This is a genomic window from Motilimonas sp. 1_MG-2023 (assembly GCF_030547455.1).
Taxonomy (GTDB): Bacteria; Pseudomonadota; Gammaproteobacteria; order Enterobacterales; family CBDFNC01; genus Motilimonas.
Map to the genome: position 1 here is coordinate 26,476 of NZ_JAUOPX010000034.1, position 22,265 is coordinate 48,740.

Annotated in this window: 13 protein-coding genes and 2 pseudogenes; 9 read left to right on the plus strand and 6 right to left on the minus strand. The window is 41.7% G+C overall.

Going from position 1 to position 22,265, the window contains the following annotated elements; genetic code table 11:
• Positions 1 to 25 precede the first annotated feature (25 nt).
• Both Q4519_RS16055 and Q4519_RS16060 read right to left on the minus strand, forming a co-directional pair.
• The gene (locus Q4519_RS16055) at positions 26 to 3,787 is read right to left on the minus strand and encodes a zinc-dependent metalloprotease (protein ID WP_303513984.1); all 3,762 of its coding nucleotides are present in this window, start codon (positions 3,785 to 3,787) and stop codon (positions 26 to 28) included.
• Between the two features lie 45 nt (positions 3,788 to 3,832).
• Positions 3,833 to 4,663 carry a hypothetical protein gene (locus tag Q4519_RS16060; RefSeq protein ID WP_303513986.1) on the minus strand — a complete coding sequence of 277 codons (831 nt, stop codon included), beginning with the start codon at positions 4,661 to 4,663 and terminating at the stop codon, positions 3,833 to 3,835.
• A 672-nt stretch (positions 4,664 to 5,335) separates the two neighbouring features.
• On the opposite strand from Q4519_RS16060, the gene Q4519_RS16065 reads away from it, so the two are divergent.
• Complete coding sequence (locus Q4519_RS16065; RefSeq protein ID WP_232802008.1) at positions 5,336 to 6,151, plus strand: helix-turn-helix transcriptional regulator; 816 nt, start codon at positions 5,336 to 5,338, stop codon at positions 6,149 to 6,151.
• Positions 6,152 to 6,161: 10 nt separating this feature from the next.
• Here Q4519_RS16065 and Q4519_RS16070 read toward each other — a convergent pair whose 3' ends face one another.
• Positions 6,162 to 7,433 (minus strand): DUF3391 domain-containing protein, encoded by a 1,272-nt coding sequence (locus tag Q4519_RS16070; RefSeq protein WP_303513991.1) that lies wholly within the window; start codon positions 7,431 to 7,433, stop codon positions 6,162 to 6,164.
• A 112-nt stretch (positions 7,434 to 7,545) separates the two neighbouring features.
• Positions 7,546 to 10,215, minus strand: a complete 2,670-nt coding sequence (gene adhE / locus Q4519_RS16075; protein ID WP_232802010.1) for a bifunctional acetaldehyde-CoA/alcohol dehydrogenase — start codon at positions 10,213 to 10,215, stop codon at positions 7,546 to 7,548.
• A gap of 539 nt (positions 10,216 to 10,754) precedes the next feature.
• Here adhE and Q4519_RS16080 point away from each other — a divergent pair.
• Positions 10,755 to 11,375 (plus strand): TetR/AcrR family transcriptional regulator, encoded by a 621-nt coding sequence (locus Q4519_RS16080; RefSeq protein ID WP_303513994.1) that lies wholly within the window; start codon positions 10,755 to 10,757, stop codon positions 11,373 to 11,375.
• Here Q4519_RS16080 and Q4519_RS16085 read toward each other — a convergent pair.
• Together Q4519_RS16085 and Q4519_RS16090 are read right to left on the minus strand one after the other, a co-directional pair.
• Positions 11,365 to 12,138 (minus strand): alpha/beta fold hydrolase, encoded by a 774-nt coding sequence (locus Q4519_RS16085; RefSeq protein WP_303513997.1) that lies wholly within the window; start codon positions 12,136 to 12,138, stop codon positions 11,365 to 11,367. The genes Q4519_RS16080 and Q4519_RS16085 overlap by 11 nt on opposite strands.
• 96 nt (positions 12,139 to 12,234) lie before the next feature.
• Positions 12,235 to 13,245, minus strand: a complete 1,011-nt coding sequence (locus tag Q4519_RS16090) for a M14 family zinc carboxypeptidase (protein ID WP_232802013.1) — start codon at positions 13,243 to 13,245, stop codon at positions 12,235 to 12,237.
• A gap of 329 nt (positions 13,246 to 13,574) precedes the next feature.
• On the opposite strand from Q4519_RS16090, the gene Q4519_RS16095 reads away from it, so the two are divergent.
• The 7 genes and pseudogenes from Q4519_RS16095 to Q4519_RS16125 all read left to right on the plus strand — a co-directional run.
• Entirely contained in the window at positions 13,575 to 13,862 is a 288-nt protein-coding gene (locus Q4519_RS16095) for a DUF406 family protein (protein WP_232802014.1), read from the plus strand.
• 60 nt (positions 13,863 to 13,922) lie between these two features.
• Positions 13,923 to 14,396, plus strand: a complete 474-nt coding sequence (locus Q4519_RS16100; RefSeq protein ID WP_303514001.1) for an NlpC/P60 family protein — start codon at positions 13,923 to 13,925, stop codon at positions 14,394 to 14,396.
• A 428-nt stretch (positions 14,397 to 14,824) separates the two neighbouring features.
• A complete protein-coding gene (locus tag Q4519_RS16105) occupies positions 14,825 to 16,687 on the plus strand; it encodes a formylglycine-generating enzyme family protein (protein WP_303514004.1) in 1,863 nt (620 codons plus the stop codon).
• Between the two features lie 254 nt (positions 16,688 to 16,941).
• Complete coding sequence (nhaD, locus tag Q4519_RS16110; RefSeq protein ID WP_232802017.1) at positions 16,942 to 18,384, plus strand: sodium:proton antiporter NhaD; 1,443 nt, start codon at positions 16,942 to 16,944, stop codon at positions 18,382 to 18,384.
• A gap of 578 nt (positions 18,385 to 18,962) precedes the next feature.
• Positions 18,963 to 19,621 (plus strand): annotated as a pseudogene (locus Q4519_RS16115) (transposase); the annotation flags it as partial.
• Between the two features lie 667 nt (positions 19,622 to 20,288).
• Entirely contained in the window at positions 20,289 to 21,359 is a 1,071-nt protein-coding gene (locus tag Q4519_RS16120) for a glycosyltransferase family 4 protein (RefSeq protein WP_232800327.1), read from the plus strand.
• 447 nt (positions 21,360 to 21,806) lie between these two features.
• Positions 21,807 to 22,158: pseudogene (locus tag Q4519_RS16125) on the plus strand (DUF4277 domain-containing protein); the annotation flags it as partial.
• Between the last annotated feature and the right edge of the window lie 107 nt (positions 22,159 to 22,265).

Genomic DNA, 22,265 nt, shown 5'->3' on the forward strand with positions numbered 1-22,265 from the left:
AGGTAGTGCGCCTTATGTTTGTCTATTACCAAGTCACAGGCAACATCGGTAACGCCGCTTTGTAGCCTTCAATTTTTGCTATTAGCTCAGCTTTTTCTTCTTCTGTACCGAAGTAGAAAGGTCTGTAGTCAACATATTTAAATGCACGAAGTTTATCCGCATCAGCTTGTGTTACATCAGCAACGTTTGGCACACTCTGCATGAAGGCTAACTCTTCTAAGCTAACAATAATCTCATATGCTAAGCCATTTTCTGGCGTGGCAGCATAACGTTTGCCTTTGTAGTCCCAGTATACTGCATCGGTATATGTGCTGTTGTCGTTGACACGAATGGACACATATCGAGCTAACGCTTCTGCTTGGTCTCGACCCGCTAAGCTGCTGTCTCGGCTTTCAATCATTACTTGCTGCAGTAATGCTTCAATCAAGTTGTTTTCACCTTTTGGTGCTAACCCGTAACACCAAGATAGGCAACCAGAGTAAAGTGGTAGCTCTTCAATATTGCTATCCCAGCTCCACTGGCCTGGGTAGTCACCTTGTGGTGCAACCTCTTCACCTTGCGCATTTCTAAACTTAGCGGCATAGAACGGCTTGCCTTGAAGCACCATATCTTTCAATAACATATTGAAAGCTGGGTATTGCACGATACCCGTTGGGCTATCTTGAAAATCAAACAAGTCAGCCAGTGCCATTGATTGACGAGCAGATATCGGCATGCTGGTGTTACGCTCAACCAATTGACCCATTGCAACCAATTTATCAACCCAAGTACCTAAGTAGTCACGATCACTTGAGTATTTATGATTTGGATTGCGAACTGGTGCACGACCACTATTAAGGAAGCGGCCAGCTTCTGACAATACTTCATAGTTATCAATAGCAAGTGCAGCTGTTAATGTATCATTGAAACAGCTTGTTGGTACTTCTCCCATTGCAAATTCAGGGGCAGCAGACATAGAGCTAGTGTCAGTGCGCTCTCCATCATACTTACCATTCATTAAATCAGTTAGCAATGAATAGCGAACTTCACCCGAACTGTTTTTAATTTCACACGTATGATCGGGTTGTGCAATAGTTTCAATAAAGAACTCTTGAGTACGAGCCACTGCTGATGGTACGCCACAGTAGATATCCCATAAGAAAGCATCTTTTTCTGGTGTTTCGCCGTTCCAGAAAGATGACACTTCTGGTGTTACACAGCGTGTAGTCCAGTTATCGGCAGGCCAATTCAACTCGGCTGCAAGGTTGTGGTTAGCAAACAAAAGTTGGTTATTAACTTGCGCAAGATCGCCACCCCAAGCACGACTCAAAAACTCGAGGTTATCGCGCATTGCAGAGAATTCTCTTTCACGTGCAACAGCGTAGCCACGTAAGTTATATTCCGTATACTCTTCTCGGTTGTTACGTGTGTTACGAATTTCATAGAAATCTCTGTAACGCTGGATAGCGAACTTATTGATTTCATTGTGGTTACGGCCTTCGTCGTGACGGTTACAATCAGAATTCCCGCTAACGTTACCATCAGTACAGAACTTATACGGTTTAACTTCTGATGTTGAATCTGCTGTTGCCTCCGCTTCTAAATCAGCTGCGAGAGCAGCAACAACGCCATCATTAAGCTCTTGAGATACGCTAGCGTTAATATCTAGGTATTCTTTTAGCAGTTTCTCGTCATAAGCTTTCACACTGCGAACGCCAGTAATTGCTTTGGTTTTCGCATCGAGTACTGCTACTTCACGCTTATAGCCAAACTGCAACGCTGCTAGGTCATAAGGACCAAACACTGGTAGCGCATCTAGGATGGAAGGATTGTAATCCATGATAGAGCTGTAAGCAGGCACGTGGATTAGACCGTTTTCTTTAGCTTGCTGTTGGCTAAAGAAGTTAGATGCATCGATACTACCTTTAAAGTTATGACGCAAGCCTAAGTTATGGCCTAGTTCATGAACTAAGGTTTTCGCGTAAGAGATACCTGCTAATATACGGCCGATTTTAACTTGGTTAGCATTACTTAAATCAGCCCACTTTTTAAGTTGAGCAGGCTTGTCTGTCGCTACACCAGAGAATTCTTCGGCAACGACGCCATTTACCCAAAGAGAAGCATCTGTATAGTCGATGTTATGACCAGCAATACCAGTTGGTAAGGCTTTTGCTGTTGTGCTGGTCCAAAGTGACGCAGCTGGGAACATGTTATTTTCTGCCCAAACGCGTTTTTCAAGATCGTCACGTTTAATGCGTTGCTCATTGGTTAGATCATCCTCATTTAAGTTGTCTAAACGAGCAATTTCCTCTAATACTAGTTCTAAGCTTTCCGTGTGGACTTCATCTTGAAGTTTCAGTAACTCTTTATCTAGGTATTGTGTATTTGGAATAGACTGTTCAGTAACCACTTCTCCTACAGATTTAGCGATATTAATGTCATCACTAGCTAAAGCCAAGTTATTAGAATTGTAGCTAGGCTTATTGTTTGATGCTTGTGAGTCAATTGTGTCCGTATTTACCGTTGGCTTTTGGGTTGTACCACCGCGGTTGTAAGTACTAGAGATAGTATCCCAGTAAAAATTTGCACCTGCTTCAAGTACACCAGAGTACTGATTGATGTGCGCGTGTACAATTTCCCCTGTCACAGGGTTAGCTGCAGAAGGTCCGTAACCTGCAAGGCCGTTTGCTAATGGCTCATCAATCAGGTTGATAACGTTATAACGCAAGTCGCCTGAATGTTTACCTGATGGCTCGACAAGATTAACTTGCGGTACGCCTGCTGCTTTAAGCTGTGGGTTGATGCGATTCATTACATCAAAGGTGATTTGCTTAAAGAATCTGGTTGATTCGTTATTGTTAAAACTATCGCTTAAATGGTAGTCAACGAATGCTAAATTTGGGTTGAATCGGTTTAGGTACTGATGCTTGTTACCAACTGCTCCATCGATATTCGCTGCCGTTGGTCGCTCCACTTCACTCGTAAAGAAGCCAAAAGTATCTTCATCATTAACAGAGTAAAGAATGGGTTCATAATCTTTACTGGTTAAGTTTTCAATAGGGACAATTGAATAGGTATGAGCAACGGTAAATGATAGTTCGGTAAAGTTAAAATCAGCAGCAATTAGGCCGTTAATCAAACAGCCCCAAGATTTTTTAACCGTATATTCTTGTTCAACCTCAATGAAAATTGAACCGTCTGCAGAAACCTCATAGCCTTTCCAACCCTTCGTTGGGTCTTCAGTTAAGCGAGCACTGCCGACAGGGCTATAACACTGACTACTACGAGAAAGATCATTCCAAGAAGCACTTATGTTTTCTAAACTGGCAAAGTCAGGGGTAAAAAATTGCTTGTCATGCCACTCAACATCAGCGTCTTTATTTTCTTCTTCTTTATTTGTACATTCATCATAGTCATCAAGTCGACAACGGTAGTCTGCGTAATCACCGGGGATGGTTAAAACTGGCGCGTTATCGTTTACGCTGTCGTTCCAGCGGCCAAAGTCGCCATTATTAAGTTGCGCTTGACTCACAACATCAGAATTAATAGCACGAACTTGCAGACCATCTTCACTAAAGTTTAAGCGAACTAACTGTTCATCGCCTTGCATGAAAGGAGCCATAGCAACAGCATAGCGCGGTGCTTTACTCATTGAAGGCATATACATGTATACCTTGTTGGTATCAAATACGTCTTTTTTAACTTGCTCTTTTGGCTTGACTACTTCGTCGTAAGGCGCGTCTCCAGCGCCACATCCAACTAGCGATAAACCAACAGCAACGCTGAAGGCTAGTTTAGTTAGTTTCATAGGTAACTCCATTTCGTGTGTTTACGATGTTCTATTTTTATTGTTTTAAAATGAATAAACAGCGAGTGCATAAAAGATTGAATTCTTGTAATCGAGTAATTGCGATACCGGAGCCGGTCCACGCGAAGGGTCGAAGAAACTGACGCTGTTTGTGTGTCCTAGCCCTAAGCTTACTTTCTCGGTTAGGCGGTAACCGATGTATTCTTGATGGGTTAGAGAAGGGTGGTTGTAATTACCTTTGTAGGTCCATGTGTGGTTATTGATAGCACCAACAATGAAGCTCCAATCTTGGTAGCTGTAAGCGAGCTCGTAATATGCGCCAGCATCGTATTCCACTAAATTTCTGCCGCCAGCGGTTTTGTACTCATGAAAATTTTTCAGTAAGCGAGGCTGGAAGGTAAATGTGAAGCCTTCAAGCCAAGCTGATAAATCAAATGCAAAAGTGACAGCGCCACGTACGGCTGTGTTCAGCTTGGTTTTATCTGAGTACTCTGATACTGGAATCGCTGCGCGGATGTCGCCGCCAATGGTAAGCCAATCGGTGGGCTGGTAGAGGTTTCCTTTGCTCATAGAAACCCAATAGTCTTGTGGGAACCAACCTATTTCTTGATCATAACTGTATTGTGTTCTGCCGTTCACACCCAATTTGATGTCATTTTCAGTGGTGTAGTTAAGTCCATAACTAATACCGGTTGAGCGACGGGCTTTGTAGCTGTCACTGTCATAAGCATTTCGTGAATAGTCCACAGCAATAGCACCGGAAATTCGATCGAATACTGCCGTTTCAGTCGCTTCACTATCTTGAGCGAATGCATTATTTGAAAGTACGCAGCAAATTGCGGCGGACAAAATGCCTTGAGAAAATTTCCATATCATGTTCTTGGCCTACTCTGTGATTTTTTTATGTATGTGTGCTTGCTATTTCTACTTGATAGATCTACGCCCATACAAACAGAAGGGAGATTTTTAAACTGTAATGAATGAAAAATGAACATTTTTTTATCTTGGCAAGGTAAGGGTTCACTTGGCGAACCTTTGGGGATCTTCTGGTGATTCGAGTATGAAAATTGAAAAAGAGCACACTTTTGGAGTGATATAAGGATATTTTGCTCTTAACTAGGTTGATATATTGAAGCGTCTATTTTGGTTGTTATTTATTCTGGGTTTTAGTTATATAAATAGTGTTTTATTCTTGGTTTGGTTTGTTTGGTAGCTTCTGTGTATGGTTATCTTTAATACAACAGTGTATTTGTTTTTATTTGATATGAATTTTCAATGATAAACAAGTCCTCTAAAACGTTCTACTACTAATAATGAATTTCATTACTAATTAATACTTTACTAAGAGTGATTTTAATTACTCTCTGAGTCACTATTTTTCGATTTAAACGATTAGTGATAAAAAGTGTATTGCTAAAAGTTAATTTTCATCTCGTTATAATAGCACGAGCTAATCTATAATATAGCAATACGACAAAATACCGCTGAGCATGAATTAATTGATATTTTCTTTTCCAAATAAGGTGTTTAGTGAAGTAGGAACAGCAAATGCATAATATTAAACCAGACTATTTATTGAGAGCCCTTCGAGAACGAATTAAAGAAAGTCACCTTACCTATGCGCAGTTGGCTCAACAATTGGACGTTCCTCTGTCGACCCTAAAACGTCATTTGCATAGTACCGCTATTTCCCTAGACAAGTTAATTGAATATTGTCGTGTGGTTGAGCTCAGTTTAGATGAGTTGATCAAACAAGCTAAGCTGCTTCAGTCGCAAAGTGATGATTTATTTACTGAGATACAGGATGAAGTCTTTTTTCAATTTCCTGAGCTTTATGATTTTTTCCAAGAATTACGGTTAGCTCCTGAATCATTAGACAAAATGGTGGCAGCCTATGAGCTTACGCCTACAAGTACCTATGCTTACTTAAGAGCCCTTGAGATGATTGGTTTAATTGAGCTGATGCCAAATAATAAATTCTTTCTTAAAGGCCCTTGTCATTATCGTTTTTCAGAGCAGTCAAAACTGAGCTATCTATTTAATCAAAAACTCAAACAGCTCGTATTTGAGAATGATAGCGAAAAAGCCAATATTGCTTGCTCTCGGATGTTTTTAACCAAGAAATGTATTCAAGAAATTGAAGACATGGTGATACGTAAGATTTTAGAATCCAACACAGAACATTGGTTGCAGGCACATGAAACGGAGCAACTACAACATGATGTGTTGCTGATGATTAGACCCCACAAGAAAATACTGTTTTCGGCTGGTATTGCTAATTTACCCAATGAGTTTCTTGCTCATGTATCCAGCAGTATTGAAGCATTTGGCGTCCCTGAAAGTCCTGATTCATCGCACACTTGAGGTATAGGTTTTAATGGCTGGGGGGGAGTGGTGAAAAGTATAAGCAATAACGGACGTGACTATTGAAGTAGCGTGCAGGTGCTTCTTCCAAGTCATCAAAGCTTATTCCCTTCGTAATTTCTAACGACTCTTTAGCCAGGTTTAAGATAAGCCCAGTGTTTTCATTTTTACCAGACTCAAACATCAACACATTTGGACACAAGGCATTGCTGTTATTGGTTGAGACAACTAGAGCGGGAATGCCATTACTCAGCATAACTAAGGAGCCTGGAGGGTAAATGCCCAGTAATTTCACCATCACTTCCAGCATGGAGCGATTGAATTTCTTCTGACTTTGTTTAAATAACAATGCAATGGCATTACGCGGTGTTAAGGCTTTATTGGATGGATGTGGGAAGCAATAACTGTCGTATGCATCGACTAGGCTAAGTAGCTGTGTCATTTCATCTAAGGCATTTTCTGTGGCTTGTTTTGGATAGCCAGAGCCATCTAATCGTTCGTGGTGAGCGGCGATAATCGGTAAAATAGCATCGGGGAAGCAACCCGCTTTTTTTATTAACTCAATGCTATAGGTCGTGTGCATTTTATAGTAGTTTTCTTCTGATTTGCTGAGCTCGGTTATCTTCCTTTTTATTGTCGCTGGCACTTTAATGAGCCCAACATCATGAGTAAATGCCGCCAAACATAACAATTGTGCTTCTTGTTCACTCCAGCCCAATTCTTTCGCAACCACTAAACATAAAATAGTCACATTCAAGCTATGGTAGAAAAGGTCATCAGTGCTTGGTTGTGCTTGAATAACATGCATTACCTTAGGTTCACGACAAGTAAAAACATCGTTACAAAGGGCGTTAATGAGACCTTTAATATCGACATAGGCCTCTTCGGGAGAGAGGCCAAATTTGCTCATGGCGCTGTGGAATTGAGACAAACTATGTCGATATGCTGCTTCCGCGCGCTTATTGTCAAGCCTAAGTTGTTTTGACAGAGCTTGTTGTAATTGTTCAGGTGTTAGCTCGGTTGATTTTTTAACTGGGGATTGTTCTGTCGCTTCAGCATCCAAAGGTACAGGTGGCTTCAGGTGTTTATCACTCTTTTTCCAGTTAATTTCAACCTCAGTGAGTCCCAACGAGTGTAAGATGTCGAGCTGTTCTTGACTCTTTATCTTGAAGTTACTAAACATGAAGGGGTGATCTTTCCAGCCAAGGGTAAGCTCCACAAAATGCCCTATAGCAAGCTGTTTAACAGGGATTTTAGATTTGGAATGCTCTGGATTCGTCATTATTTCTTATATTATTGACTGTTATGTATATTTTAGTTGTCTTTATATTAAATACAAAAAAGCCCGCTAAATAGCGGGCTAGCTTCACAACTTTTGTGTCAGTTTAAATAACTTACGCTTTAGTTGTTTTTTTTCCTTTAGCGGCTTTTGCTTCTGGTTGCTCTTCTTTCGCTAGTACTTTTTGACCTTCAACGTAAGGCACACCGTAGTAAGAAGCGATGAGTACTTCTTTAAGCTCGCTGATTAATGGGTAACGTGGGTTTGCACCTGTACATTGGTCATCAAACGCATCTACCGCTAACTCGTCAACCTTAGCTAGGAATTCAGCTTCGTTAACACCTGCTTCTTGAATAGACATTGGAATGTTAACTGCTTTCTTCAGCTCGTCTAACCATGTTAGTAGGTTGTTTAGCTTCTCTTCAGTGTTCTTACCGCCAAGACCTAAGTGGTCAGCTACTTCTGCGTAACGAGCACGTGCTTTTGGACGGTCGTATTGTGAGAAAGCAGTTTGTTTAGTTGGCGTGTTAGTTGCGTTGTAACGAATAACGTTAGTTAGCAACAATGCGTTAGCTAAACCGTGCGGTACGTGGAACTCAGCACCTAGTTTGTGTGCCATTGAGTGACAAACACCTAGGAAAGCGTTGGCAAATGCGATACCTGCGATAGTTGCTGCGTTGTGTACCTTCTCACGAGCGACTGGATCTTTTTTACCGTTAGCGTAAGAGCTTGGTAGGTACTCTTTAAGCATCTTAAGTGCTTGCAGCGCTTGACCGTCAGAGTATTCGTTCGCTAGTACAGAAACATAAGCTTCCATTGCGTGTGTTACCGCATCGTAACCACCAAAGGCACATAGTGACTTAGGCATATCCATTACGAGGTTAGCGTCGATAACCGCCATGTTTGGCGTTAACTCGTAATCAGCTAGTGGGTATTTTTGACCTGTTGCATCGTCAGTTACAACCGCAAATGGTGTTACTTCAGAGCCAGTACCAGAAGTAGTCGTGATACATACTAGTTCAGCTTTGCTACCCATTTTAGGGAATTTGTAAATACGTTTACGGATATCCATAAAGCGCATAGACAGGTCTTCGAAATCAGTTTCTGGGTGCTCGTACATTACCCACATGATTTTCGCTGCATCCATTGGTGAACCACCGCCCACGGCCAGGATAACGTCTGGCTGGTAGCTATGACATGCTGCTGCACCTGCTTTTACCACTGTTAGTGTTGGATCAGCTTCCACTTCATGGAACACTTCCACTTCCATGCCTTTATCTTTTAAGATAGCGCGTAGGTCGTCTATGTAGCCGTTGTTAAATAGGAAACGGTCAGTTACGATCATGGCGCGTTTCTTACCATCTAGGTCGTCCATTGCTACTGGCAGTGAACCACGACGGAAGTAGATAGATTTTGGTAGTTTGTGCCACAACATATTTTCTGCTCGCTTCGCTACAATTTTCTTGTTGATTAGGTGTTTTGGACCTACGTTTTCAGAAATCGCGTTGCCGCCCCAAGAACCACAACCTAGTGTGAGAGAAGGTGCAAGTTCAAAGTTGTAAAGGTCACCGATACCACCGTGAGAAGAAGGCGTATTGATAAGAATACGTGCAGTCTTCATCTTGTCGCCAAAGTATGCAATGCGGTCTGCGTTAGCATCTTGGTCTGTGTAAAGTACAGATGTGTGACCGACACCGCCGATATCTAGCACGATACCTGCTTGACGTACTGCATCTTCAAAGTCTTTCGCCTTATACACACCTAGCGTAGGAGAAAGTTTCTCGTGAGAGAATTCATCATCGTAAGACGCTTCTAAGCCTTCACCGATAAGAATTTTAGTTGATTCTGGTACTTTAACGCCTGCTAACTCAGCAATTTTGTATGCTGGTTGACCAACGATTTTTGCGTTTAGTGCACCGTCGATTAGCAGTACTTTACGTACTTTGTCTGCATCTGCTTTGCTTAATACCGCTGCGCCGTATTTAGCGAAACGTGCAAGTGTTGCGTCGTAGACAGATTCAACAATGATAGCGGCTTGCTCAGAGGCACAAATTACGCCGTTATCGAATGTTTTAGACATTAAGATAGAAGAAACAGCGCGCTTGATATCTGCAGTCTCATCGATAACAACAGGCGTGTTACCCGCACCCACACCGATTGCTGGCTTACCAGAAGAGTAAGCAGCTTTAACCATGCCTGGACCACCGGTTGCTAGGATAAGCGCGATGTCGTCATGCTTCATTAGGGCATTTGAAAGCTCTACTGAAGGTTGGTCAATCCAGCCGATGATGTCTTTTGGTGCACCCGCTTTTACCGCTGCGTCTAACACAAGTTTAGCCGCGAAGTTAGTTGCGTTTTTAGCGCGAGGGTGAGGAGAGAAAATACAACCGTTACGGGTTTTTAGTGAGATTAACGCTTTAAAGATAGCGGTAGATGTGGGGTTGGTTGTTGGTACGATTGCACAAACAATGCCCACTGGCTCAGCGATAGTAATAGTACCGCCTTCGTCATTGCGGTCAATCACGCCACATGTTTTTTCATCTTTATACTTGTTGTAGATGAATTCAGAAGCGAAGTGGTTTTTAATCACTTTGTCTTCCATGATGCCCATACCTGATTCTGTTGCAGCCATGCGAGCTAATTCAATACGAGCCGTTGATGCTGCTAAAGACGCGGCACGAAAGATTTTATCAACTTGTTCTTGGCTATAGTTTGCGAATTCTTTTTGCGCCGCTTTAACGCGTGCGACCATTGCATCTAATTCAGCAAGATTGCTAACTGTCATCTTGTTACTCCTAGTAAATAAAAATTTTTTATTAAGGGTGAAACTTGCTATCAAACCATATGAAGTTATTGGAGTTGACTGCGTTGTTGCCTTTAGTAAATAACTTTCATAAAGGATTATAGGTCTGATCGCTGGTAAAAAATTGATTTGGATCAGTTGTTGCTAAATTACAAAAGAAAATCTATTACCGACTGAAAAAATTGCTGCTTTTTACGCCGTTATTCCTTTGTTTAACAGGCCCTCAGTTAAGTTACTTAGACATAAAAACTTGTTCAACGCTTGAACATCTTGCCTTAAATGGTAGGAAAGTTTCATCTTTTTTGCTGATACATTGGCGTGAGATCACATTTATTTAGCGATTGATACCAAGCTTATATAACAATCCGTTAGGGTTGGTATGACTTGGGCCTTGCCGATTTAACATAGCGGCTTTTTATGTTTTTTTTGTGTTGTGTTTATTAATTTTTAAAGGTGATTTATCTTCATACTCGAATATTTTGGTGGTACTTTATTGCTTTTGGTAATGGCAGTGGTTTTTTATGGCAACCCAAGCGCAGCGAAATGCGGCAACTCGTGAAAAATTAAAGTGTTCTGCTTTGAAGCAACTCGTGCTATTTGGCTATGCAGGTACTAATGCCAGTGCAATTTGCGCTGCGGCGGGGGTGACTCGCGGGGCGCTGAATCATCAATACCCTGATGGCAAATATGGGTTGATTGCGGATATGGTCGAAACCTTATTTACTGATAAAGTTGATTTTTATTATTGTAAAGGTGGGTGTCAGCCACTTGAGCTAGTGTTGGCGATGATAGACTCTCTATATCGTGACCCAGAAAATGACATGCAATTGGTGATGATGGACTTATGGTTGTCGATGCGTGGTGACCAAAAGTTATCAGAAATTGTTGGCCCGGTATTTTATCAAGGTAGTGCCAAGTTATGGTCTTGTTTCAATAAAGAAGAAAAAGATACGTTTGATACCTTGGCTAGTCTGGTTCGAACTTTTATTACTGGATTAAGTGTTAATCGCCTCGACCCATCAATGACCCCAGCAATGGCGCGTGCGCAAATTAAATTAATGCGTCAATTAATTGAGTCTGAAATTAGCCAGACTAACTACAATGCTCAGATAGATGTGGCTGAAGAAGTCATCATGGCCTAGTGGTGGCCGGATTATTTAATGCTTGAATAATCGTTTGAATTAAACGTTGGGGTTGATCTAACGCCAAGTCATGTCCGGCGTTTTCAATCCGAAACAAAGGCGCTGCTAAATGTTGCGCTAATTGCCGGCTACATGCTGGATTGACCAACCTATCTTGCATAGCAGAAACAATACTTACCTTTCCTACGCTTTTAAGTCTCTCGTCCACCGTAAAAGTCGCAGCGGCTATAATTTGGCGTAAACTGTTACTTAACTTAGTGTTCGCTTCTTTGCGATATTCGCTCCACTGCTGCAGTAAGGCGATGTTTTGATTTTGTTGCACACTAGTAAACTGCAAAATGCCATATTCTAAGCGGCTACAATGAGGTTTTCTTTTCGCAAATAGTAGGTGGCCCAATGCCCAAGGAAGAGAAAAGCGCTGCCACCACGGAGACAAATTTGAGCTGCTATTGATTGTTATAACGTGATGGATCTGCTCAGGTTTTTGTGCCAGTGCACTGAGCGCAACCATGCCTCCTAGAGAAAGACCAACAAGGATCGGTTGTTTAATCTCATGTTCAGCCAGTTGCGCCAATAAATACTGGCCATATTCATCCATCTTCAACGGGCTTTTATGATCTAATAGCGTGCCATTGCCTAGCGTATCAAGACAAGTAACCTGATAATGAGGCAAGCTTTGTTGCAGTAATACTTTAAAGCTTCCCCAATGGCGTTGATCGCGGGAAAGGCCACGTAATAACACTAGCGTGGGTTTACTGGTCATCGCTTCCTCCTAACATTTTCAATTCGTACAGCACAATCTTTAAACGGTGCCTATATACCGCGAAGTACAACAGACGTTGGTTGATTCCTTTCATGTTTAGCGTTTTAAGTCCGTGTACCATAATCGCTTCGCGGCGTCGTTCAACAGTGTGAGCTCTTTACCTTCAGGCCACCACGAGGTCGATGAATAAGCGGCTTGGATTAAAAAATCCATCAACACCGTATGTCGCCTTAATATTCGTTCCTGTCGGTGTTGCTTTTGCGGGTTAAAAAAGCCAGCAAAATTAAAAAGTTGTCTTGGGTTTTTTTTTACCCAAAGCCAAGAGCCCATTTCTAAGGTTAGGGGAATAAACCGCGCTTTCTTGTGCTGCTTACTTAAATAATCCCACAGATCGCCGTGAGTGGTGTAAAAGTGGCTTTGTGGAGACACCTTATAGTGCGCATGGTAAGGATAGGTATTGTCAAATAGGTTCATCAAACCATAGGTTTGCGCCAACATCGGGTAGGGCGCGATATTTCCAGCAAAGGGAAACCAAAGGTAATCACGTAGGCCAAAGCCTGAGTGGGCATCTAAGCTCAAGGTTATACTCGATCGTTTGATTAAATCGCTGACAAAATCAACTAAAATTTGGCTTTCAGGCGCTAAGCCTTCTTTACCGCGAAACCACGGGAGGCGGTGACTAATGCGATGGCCACCCACCAGAGGAGTTGTGCGGCAAATGGCATCTACAGGCGCGTTACGCATTAAATCAATGCCTTGGCCATTAGATCGGGTGTTGTTAAAAAAGCCGACTGGATTAAGCAGAGGCAAAAAGGCCACACGAACTTGGGTAAACAATTGCTGGAAATGTAGGTCCCATTCTAGACGCTCTAATAAACTGCTTAAAAAGGCGATCACAACTTGGCTGCCAATACGCTCCACACCATGTACGCCACCCACAAAAATAACTGTTGGCGCTGTATTTGACTGGCTTCCAAGTTCAATGCCATGAATCGGAAATGATTGCTCTTTATCGTAAGCGAAACCTAATGTAGCCGCCTTAAGCTTATGCTTGTGTAATTCGATCAATTGTTCTAATTTTGCCAGTTCGGGAATGTTTGAATACATGCAAATGGGTTGTTGAGTGGTTTTTGCAAAGTTTAGTTTGCAGGTAAGACAATTTGATGAATTTTTTTACAAGTATATTTGTCTTGTTATAGCGTGATCTTGGCGTATTAATTGTTCCCAGTGATTTTATTGATAGCAAGCCTACTCAAACACTCTCTCGCTGAATAAGCACCTTGAAGTTGCTTTGGTATATGTTAGATCATTGTTCTAAATTAAGGTTTAGATGAATTTTTGTTTGAACAGGCAAAGCAATCCTTGTAATTGTTTTTAGCCATAGGGTTTAATGCGGTTAAGAATATTGCAGTTAAATAGATTGAGAGGAAACAGCTATGTCAATTGAGAAAAATGATGATGTTTGTGAAGCCTGTGGTGTACTTGTTGAGCTTGGTAGTGTGATCCACGAAGATGATAATGTTTTAAGTTTACCGATTGCTGCCAGTGATCAAGCGCAAGCACGAGTGTTGGCTGACAAACTAATTAGCCAAGCCAAAGATAAATACGCAGATTGTGAAATTGAAGAAATCACACAAGGGTTAGAAGCTGGAGTAGTATTACAACTTAATATACGCTTCTCATGCACCGCTGAACGGTTGATTTTTGAAATGGCTTTACGCTAATCACGGGGAGTATTTGTTATTTCCACTTTACGCTCACTTTCCATCACTTTGCTGGCGCTTTTGGCCCTAGGGTTAGCGGGGTGTAGTTCTCAACCTGAGTCAAAGCAACCCCATCCGACTGTCACGCGGCCACCGATTGCTGATAAACACCAAGTTGACAAGCAGAAGGATGATATTAGTCTACTGCTTGCTCATTACGAACGTTGGCAAGGTGTTCCGTATCGATATGGCGGTACCACTAAGCAAGGCGTCGACTGCTCTGCTTATATTCAGCATGTGTTTCGCGACAGTTTTGCTGAAATTTTACCGCGTACAACCTTGCAGCAAGCGAAGCAAGGTGTTGCTGTTAAGCGCAGTGAGCTGCAAACGGGGGATCTGGTTTTTTTCAATGTTTCTCGGCGCACGAAACATGTTGGTGTTTACCTTGAAGATGGGCGATTTTTACATGCGAGCACCAGTAAAGGTGTGATTATTTCGCAGTTAAACAACCCTTATTGGAAAAAGCGCTACTGGATGTCGAGACGAGTCCAATAAATAGGGTCGTAGCCATAGATATTTAGTGAAGTTTTATTTAAATGGAGCTCTCATTTAAAAAATCGTGACTAAGCCCAATAATTTGATATTTTTCCGAATTAGTTTATGCCCCATTACTGAATTGTAAAATTAGCTTAGTCATACTTCCTTAAGCTCTAGGTAAGCATTGATATAACAAGGCATTAGCCATTAGCATGAAGACACGGCATGACATGGTTAATATCAAAAAATGTCGATTTTTCCTGTCCTTAGCGTGTTTTTAAGGTAAGGCTACACTTGTCATTTAGTGCGTTAGGCAATAGGATTGACAAGAAAATTTGTTGTGGCTCTTAAGTCACAGCGAGAAAACAAATATAAAGATCATAATAATCAAACATTTTACTCATTATTTTTGGTGATGAGACTGTTTTTGGCATGGAATAGAAAAAATGCGGATAGCTCCACTGGTATTATCGGCTGGTATCTTCTCTCTAGGCATGGCTGCCTTCCCGTTGTATGCAAGCCAAGTCTCTGAGTTAGATAATAAAATTCAGACAAAGCAGGCTGAGTTTGACGCTTATGTTAACGGTCTTGAACAGATTAGAAGCTCAATCAAACAAGATAAAGATGAGTTAGAGCGTTTAATCAAACTCAATGACACACTTGAAGATAAGCGAAAATCAGCGCTACTGGATATGGACAAACAGTATGAACGGCTGGTTGCTGATCCATCGCTGGATATTTCTGCGTCTATTGAAGCTTATCAATACGCACTTCAAGCGCAAAATCTGAATAAAACTAAAGTTAAAGCACAAAAAACATTATTGGCGACAAATCAAGATAAACTCGCTAACTCTAAAATGACTCAATTTAGTATGTTAAACGAAATTGAGAATTTAAAAGAACGTTACAATTTTGCCCGTGTTGAGCGTATTAAACGCGAATTTAGTCAAGGCGGCAAAATGGAGGTAAGCCAAAGTATTGCTTGTGGTGAAGACGTAACCTTTAAACAATGTGCTGAACAGGGTAATGATTTAGCTAAAAAAACAGCCAGTCAGATGCTCACAAATAAGCTGTTTCAAAACGTAACAGAACAAGCTCTAGTTGCTAAACATCGTGATACTGCAGCTGCAGGAATTAAGATTGTGAGCGAAAAAGTGCTAGACAGTGGCTTCAGTGGCCAAGGCGATTACTCAGTTAAAATGTTAGTTGAGATGCAAGGGCGCTTACCTCAGGCTCAAGCGTGTCGTTTACTCAGCCTTGATTATCGCTATTGTGGTGTGAACGGTGAAACTGCCGATATGGGCGATTTTGAAGAAGTTGAGTTTTCATCTCTAAAGAACGAGCCTGGCATGTACACCTTGACCGTACGTTCAGATCAATATAATGATGAAGTCTACATCAACGGTAAAAGTTATGGTGCCAGCCGTGTTGATGCCATGTTACCGCCGGGTGAGTACAAAATAACCGTGAAAAAGCCTGGTTTTCATCCGTACAACACTTCCATTAAGTTATCTGGTGCAAGAACAGTTCGAGCCGAACTCAGTCGTTTAGTGGTTAATTTAAAGCCTGGTCAACGATTTGCTGATCGCCATAGCGACGGCACAGCCTCACCAGCTATGGTGGCGATTGCTGGTGGTCGCTATAAAGTAGGCGATTTACAAGGTCGCGGCTTAGGTAATGAGCAAGCGCCAAATGATGTAAATATTCCAACCACGTTTGCAATTGGTCAAAAAGAAGTAACGGTTGCCGAATTTGAAAAATTTGTAAAAGAAACAGGTTATCAAACTAGCGCAGAAAAGGGACGAGGTTGCGCGGTGTATGATAGTGGTGCGCCGGAATACAACGCTGATTTATCTTGGCGTAAACCGGGGTTCGAGCAGTCGAAAAAATCACCAGTTGTTTGTGTGACGAAAGATGATGCTGTGGCTTACAGCAAATGGTTAAGTCGTAATACTGGCTACCAATATCGTCTGCCAACGGAGTCTGAATGGGAAGTCTCAGCTCGGGCAGGATCGCGTACTGATTACTGGTGGGGTAACAATATTGGTGCAGGAAACGCAAATTGTGGTTGGTGTGGCAGTCGCTGGTCTAATAACAGCACATCACCAACAGGCTCATTTAAAGCGAATAAGTTTGGTCTCCATGACACCGTAGGTAATGTTTGGGAAATAACTGAAGGCTCACCGGCTGTTGTAAGAGGTGGCTCTTGGAACTTTGCGCCAAGTTTAGCTCGTGCCTCGTCACGGTTAGAGATTAGCTCAAGCTTTGCGTCAAACTACATCGGTTTCCGAGTCGTTAGAGAGCAATAATCGGCAAGCGTTCGTTGCTAAGTAAGACCCATTAAAAAACCGCAGTTTATGCGGTTTTTTTATGGGTAATTTTTACCATTACATTTTCTCTTGTTCATCAATATAAATTGCATTGCTGTTCGGTTTTTTCGATATTATATATCGGTAAATTTATCTTGTTATCTGAAAATTTGACCCTGCTAAAAAAATTACAATTTAGCTTATGTTATTGTCGCGCCAGATTTTTACGCTTTAAAGTAGATAGGTTTGAATAAATGAGACGACAACACATTGTTAATTTGATCACGCTGATATCGGCATTACTTTTTTCACCACTTACTTTGGCGAGTACAAGTGGCGATCAGCTTGATCTTACCACTCATGCTGTTGGCTATATCGCCATTATCGTATTTGTGTTTGCATATATTCTAGTGATGAGTGAAGAGGTTATTCATTTACGCAAGTCCAAGCCCGTGTTGGTCGCCGCTGGTGTTATTTGGGGGATGATAGGTTGGGTTTACATGCAGCATGGTATGAGCCATGAAGCTGAACAAGCCTTTAGACATAATCTGCTTGAATATGCCGAGTTACTGCTCTTTTTACTGGTTGCAATGACTTATATTAATGCAATGGAAGAGCGGATGCTGTTTGATGGGCTACGCTCTTGGATGGTTAACAAAGGTTTTAGTTTACGTAGCCTATTTTGGTTAACGGGTATCTTAGCTTTCTTTATTTCACCGGTTGCGGATAACTTAACCACAGCACTATTGATGTGCGCGGTGATCATGAAAGTGGGTGGAGAGAATAAGAAATTCATTGCTATGGCATGTATTAATGTGGTGGTGGCAGCCAATGCTGGCGGCGCATTCAGCCCATTTGGTGATATCACTACCTTGATGGTATGGCAAAAAGGTATTTTGGGCTTTACCGAGTTTTTTGCGTTATTGGTTCCTTCTGCCATTAATTTTCTGGTGCCAGCCATTATTATGAGCCTATTCATTGCCAATGAAAAACCTCAAGCGAATGATGAAGAAGTGGAGCTGAAGCGCGGTGCATTTGTCGTTGTAGCGCTGTTTTTAGTGACGATTCTAATGGCTGTGAGTGCTCACTCGCTACTTGGCATGCCGCCAGTACTTGGCATGATGACGGGCTTAGGTTTGTTGCAGTTCTTTGGTTATTATTTGCGTATCACACTACACAAATCTCTGGAGCGTAAGCGAGCGCTGGCACAAGAAGCCAATGATCAAAAACGTTTGTCTTACTTAGGCTCAGTGGTGCCATTTGACGTCTTTAACCGGGTTGCTAAGGCTGAATGGGATACTTTGCTATTCTTCTATGGTGTAGTGGTATGTGTCGGCGGCTTAGGCTTTATTGGCTATCTTTCTTTGGTTTCACACGCCATGTACACCCAGTGGGATGTCACATACGCGAATGTGGCGGTCGGTATTTTATCGGCAATTGTAGATAACATCCCCGTCATGTTTGCAGTGCTGACCATGAATCCAGAAATGTCCCATGGCCAATGGTTACTGGTAACATTAACAGCGGGTGTTGGCGGCAGCTTGTTGTCGATTGGCTCAGCTGCCGGTGTGGCACTAATGGGGCAAGCTCGCGGCATTTATACCTTTGGCGCCCATCTTAAGTGGGCACCTGCTATTGCCCTTGGCTACATTGCCAGTATTTTGGTGCATCTTTGGTTGAACAGCCATTTATTTTAATTTTGCTGATTTGACGGAGAAAAAAAGCGCTGCAGGTCAGCGCTTTTTGTTTGTGTGCGCCGAACATGGCGTTGATCTAGTGGGGAAAGCCCTCAAGCTCAATCGAGAGAGAGCCGTTAGCCTATGTAAGGGGGTTCACCGCGAGGTGAAATCTGAAGGAAGCAAATGGCAAAATATGGCTGTGACGAACAGAAATCTGATAGTAGGTGGTGACAACTTGAGTAACTTCAAAGGTCATTCTATGTTCAGGCTTGTTATAAATGTGGCCAGAGCTCATCATCACTTGCCGCTCAAAAATCCATCACAAAAGATCAACAGACCCTAGCTACCAAAACGAGATCCCGCCGCAGATATGACAGAGCTCATGCCATGGAATGTTGAAATCACTGGGGCAGATTAGCGCTTAACCAGCTAATTGAGCGCTTACATTTATTCAATTGCTTAAGCTCTTTGGTTAGGCCCTTCTCTAGATTTTTGTAGAAGGTGATTTCTTCTCGTTTCGTGGCTTGTTTGTTCTGGTCTAATCCCATCGGACACTTAATTTTGAGACAATAACGTCAATAGATTAAGGAAGTGATATGAGCCTGAAAAAATCACATAAAAGCTATCCTCAAGATTTTAAGGATGAAGCCGTTCTGATGGTGACAGAGCAAGGTTACAGTGTTGCGGAAGCGGCTAACTCACTTGGGGTTGGCACCAGTCTACTTTACAAGTGGAAAGAAAAGTTTGAAGCACAGCGCCAAGGCATTACTTTAGAAGAATCGGAGCGGGATGAATTGAAGCGATTGCGTAAAGAAAACAAAGGATTACGCATGGAAAAAGAAATATTAAAAAAGGCCAGCGCCTTCTTTGCAAAAGAAATGAAGTAAAATTTAGTTTCATTAAAATGTATTAGTTCAATTAAAAAACAGTCTGGCCAGTTCCCTATCGCCTTAATCTGCCTTGTGATGGGGGTGAGTAAGTCCGGTTATTATGACTGGCTTAAACGCCCTGCAACAATCATCAGCTTGGATACGTTGAAGTTATATCGTCGTATCCGACGCCTTTTTGAAAAGAGCTGTGGCAGCAGGGGAACCGTGAAATGGTAAAGAGACTGCGCAAAGAAGGCTGTCAAGTTGGTCGCTATCTTGTTCGTAAAATTATGCTTCGCTTACGCCTTAAAGTCATACAGCGACTGGCTTACAAGGTCACAACAAAGCGTAAGCACTCCGATTCAGTGGCTGACAATCTACTGAATCCTATTCTATATGTTTGCATCGTTGATTTCCAAGGTGAAACTGTCCCCCAGCAAAAAATACCTGCCAATAAAGGATGCTTTACTTACCTTACTTAAACCTTATCATTGGCAATATTGTTGTTGGTATTGAAAGCATGCGCTGTTAGTATTGGATCTTCGATTAATGAAATGAGAATTAATTTCATCTTAGGCCGCGCCACGCACTCTGTATGAAAGCAACTCATGTCGGTAAAACCAAGGTGCAACTGACGCTAGATATATGTCAAGACCGCGAACCTTTCACAGCTAACCCCTTGCTGTGAAAGGTAATAAATCTTCAAGCATATTTAGTTAGAACAAAAATGTGAATTATTCATAAAAAGCTCTTATAATGCTGCGATAATATAAGGCGGCTAGTAGTGGGACAGCAAGTGCCCCATTATCCATACTGCAGAGTTTGCAATTGACCATAAGAGAGTGCCTTTGTTTAGCGACAATTTTAATGGGCTGGCTATAAACTTGGTGATAACTGAACTTTGATAAGGGAATGACCGTTCCCTTACAAAGGAAAGCGCACCTTAATTAGCTTCGCTCTCTATTGAGGTATCTATTGTAGACTCTGTGCCGCGAAAATATTAAGCATTCGATATGCTCTGTAGAAGAATTCTTATTCAGTTTAGAGGTTTATGTGGAAAAAATAAATTTGGTTGTAGGAACAGGGATTAACGAATCAGGAGGTATTGCAACAGTACTGAATGTCTTTAATGATGCAGGCTTCTTTAAGAAAGAAAACGTAAGGCTAATTCAAACCCATACAAATTCTAAGCGTTTTTTTGGAATTAATAAATGTGCTTTATTCCTGCCGGCGCTACTGAAAATTATATATTACTCTATTTTTTTTAACGTTGGCCTAGTTCATGTTCACATGTCATCTAGAGGGAGTTTTACACGTAAGTCAATTGTTATTTCACTTGCAAAAGCTTTGAATAATAAAGTTGTTTTGCATTTACATGGCTCTGAATTTCAAATGTTTTTTGAAAATGAGTGCTCAGAACCTAAGAAACAAAAAATTCGAGATACTTTTTCTTCTTGTGATCGAGTTGTTGTTTTATCAAAGAGCTGGAAAAAATGGGTTGATACTATTGTAAAGGATAAAAGTAAAGTTGTTACAATTTATAACTCAGTACCTTCATTGGAGCTTTCTCGAGATAAAGTAATCCCTGGAACGGTATTGTTTCTAGGGAGGTTAGGTAAAAGAAAAGGAGTTTATGAGTTAATTAAAGCAAGTGTAGGCTTAAGAAAAAGGTTTCCTCATTACAAGTTAATCTTAGGAGGGGATGGCGATGTTGAGCTGTTTAAAAAATATGCAGAAGAGCTTGGTGTTACAGATTGTATCCAATTTGTAGGTTGGGTTGCCGGGCGTAAGAAGTTGGAATTAATTGAAACTTCTCAGATATTTACCTTACCTAGTTTTAATGAAGGCTTTCCTATGGGGGTTATTGAGGCGATGTCCGCAGGCTTAGCGATTGTAGCATCAACCGCAGGAGGGATACCTGATGCGATTACGAATGAAGAAGATGGGCTCTTAATTGAAGCAGGTGATGCGGCGGCACTTGAAGATTCTATCGCTAAATTACTAGCTGATGAAGATTTATCTCAGAAGCTAGGAAATAGAGCTAAGTGTAAGTTTAATAATCACTTCTCTTTAGATGTTATTCTTCCGCAGTTTTCTGAAATTTATTCAGAACTAAGCGGATGAAGTTTTCCTTGGTCTTCCTGTGGTGTTGACTCATCTGTACTAGCTCGGACAAGAGCTGATGCATTGGCTTGGAAAGTGAGAGTTACCCGTTTTGATAAAAGTGTCAAATCTTTGAATCAAAACCCCAAAAAGAGGTAACTCACATTCCTCATATGTAGTGGTCAAGTATTTTTGGCCACAAGTTAGAATCAAGCCCGTATCTTTGCTCTGATTCATTTGGCGTTAAACCGCCATTGAAATGGTATGGTCTAACGTTGTTATAATGTAAGCGCTCAATACTCCGCATTATTCCAAATTTAATCTGAGCCTTTATAATCCGTCATTCCACAGCTAGTTCCAGATTTAATATAGTGTGAACGCACGAACATTTCTGCGCAATTTTGCCATGCTCCTATTGACCGCGAACCCCTATTTTGATCTATTACTACTATTTAACGGTCGCTCACTATATCTGCCCCTCAGCCTGTCATTAAACGCCTCGATCACCTCGGCTTAATTGCTGCTTTTTGTTACGAAATCGGGTTACCTCGCTTTATTGGCTGAGCCATTCTCAAACTCTCGGGCCATCATGTCTCTCATGGTGATGCTGGGCTGGCAATGGTGCTTAAAAAGCCTTTGCCGAGGTCACCAAGCACCATATTCAATGCCTGAAGGCCGCACAAAACAGCCGTTACTTTATTGCTGATGCCGCGCTTTACACGCAAGGCAGTATCAGTCTCTTGATGAACAAAAGCAAAAATTCATTACGCGCGTCCCGATGACCATTAAGTCTGCCAAAGAGGCGCTATTAGCACTCGACTCAACGCAATTAGAGCCGATTGGCTAGGGGTGCATATTCCCATGAATGCCGATCACCCAATAACATTGATGCCGATCACCTGATAACACCCAAGTCGATCACCCAAT

Coding starts and splice junctions, on each gene's coding strand:
- adhE (WP_232802010.1), bottom strand. CDS start 10,215: ATGACAGTTAGCAATCTTGCTGAATTAGATGCAATGGTCGCACGCGTT.
- Q4519_RS16065 (WP_232802008.1), top strand. CDS start 5,336: ATGCATAATATTAAACCAGACTATTTATTGAGAGCCCTTCGAGAACGA.
- Q4519_RS16070 (WP_303513991.1), bottom strand. CDS start 7,433: ATGACGAATCCAGAGCATTCCAAATCTAAAATCCCTGTTAAACAGCTT.
- Q4519_RS16055 (WP_303513984.1), bottom strand. CDS start 3,787: ATGAAACTAACTAAACTAGCCTTCAGCGTTGCTGTTGGTTTATCGCTA.
- nhaD (WP_232802017.1), top strand. CDS start 16,942: ATGAGACGACAACACATTGTTAATTTGATCACGCTGATATCGGCATTA.
- Q4519_RS16080 (WP_303513994.1), top strand. CDS start 10,755: ATGGCAACCCAAGCGCAGCGAAATGCGGCAACTCGTGAAAAATTAAAG.
- Q4519_RS16105 (WP_303514004.1), top strand. CDS start 14,825: ATGCGGATAGCTCCACTGGTATTATCGGCTGGTATCTTCTCTCTAGGC.
- Q4519_RS16095 (WP_232802014.1), top strand. CDS start 13,575: ATGTCAATTGAGAAAAATGATGATGTTTGTGAAGCCTGTGGTGTACTT.
- Q4519_RS16085 (WP_303513997.1), bottom strand. CDS start 12,138: ATGACCAGTAAACCCACGCTAGTGTTATTACGTGGCCTTTCCCGCGAT.
- Q4519_RS16060 (WP_303513986.1), bottom strand. CDS start 4,663: ATGATATGGAAATTTTCTCAAGGCATTTTGTCCGCCGCAATTTGCTGC.
- Q4519_RS16090 (WP_232802013.1), bottom strand. CDS start 13,245: ATGTATTCAAACATTCCCGAACTGGCAAAATTAGAACAATTGATCGAA.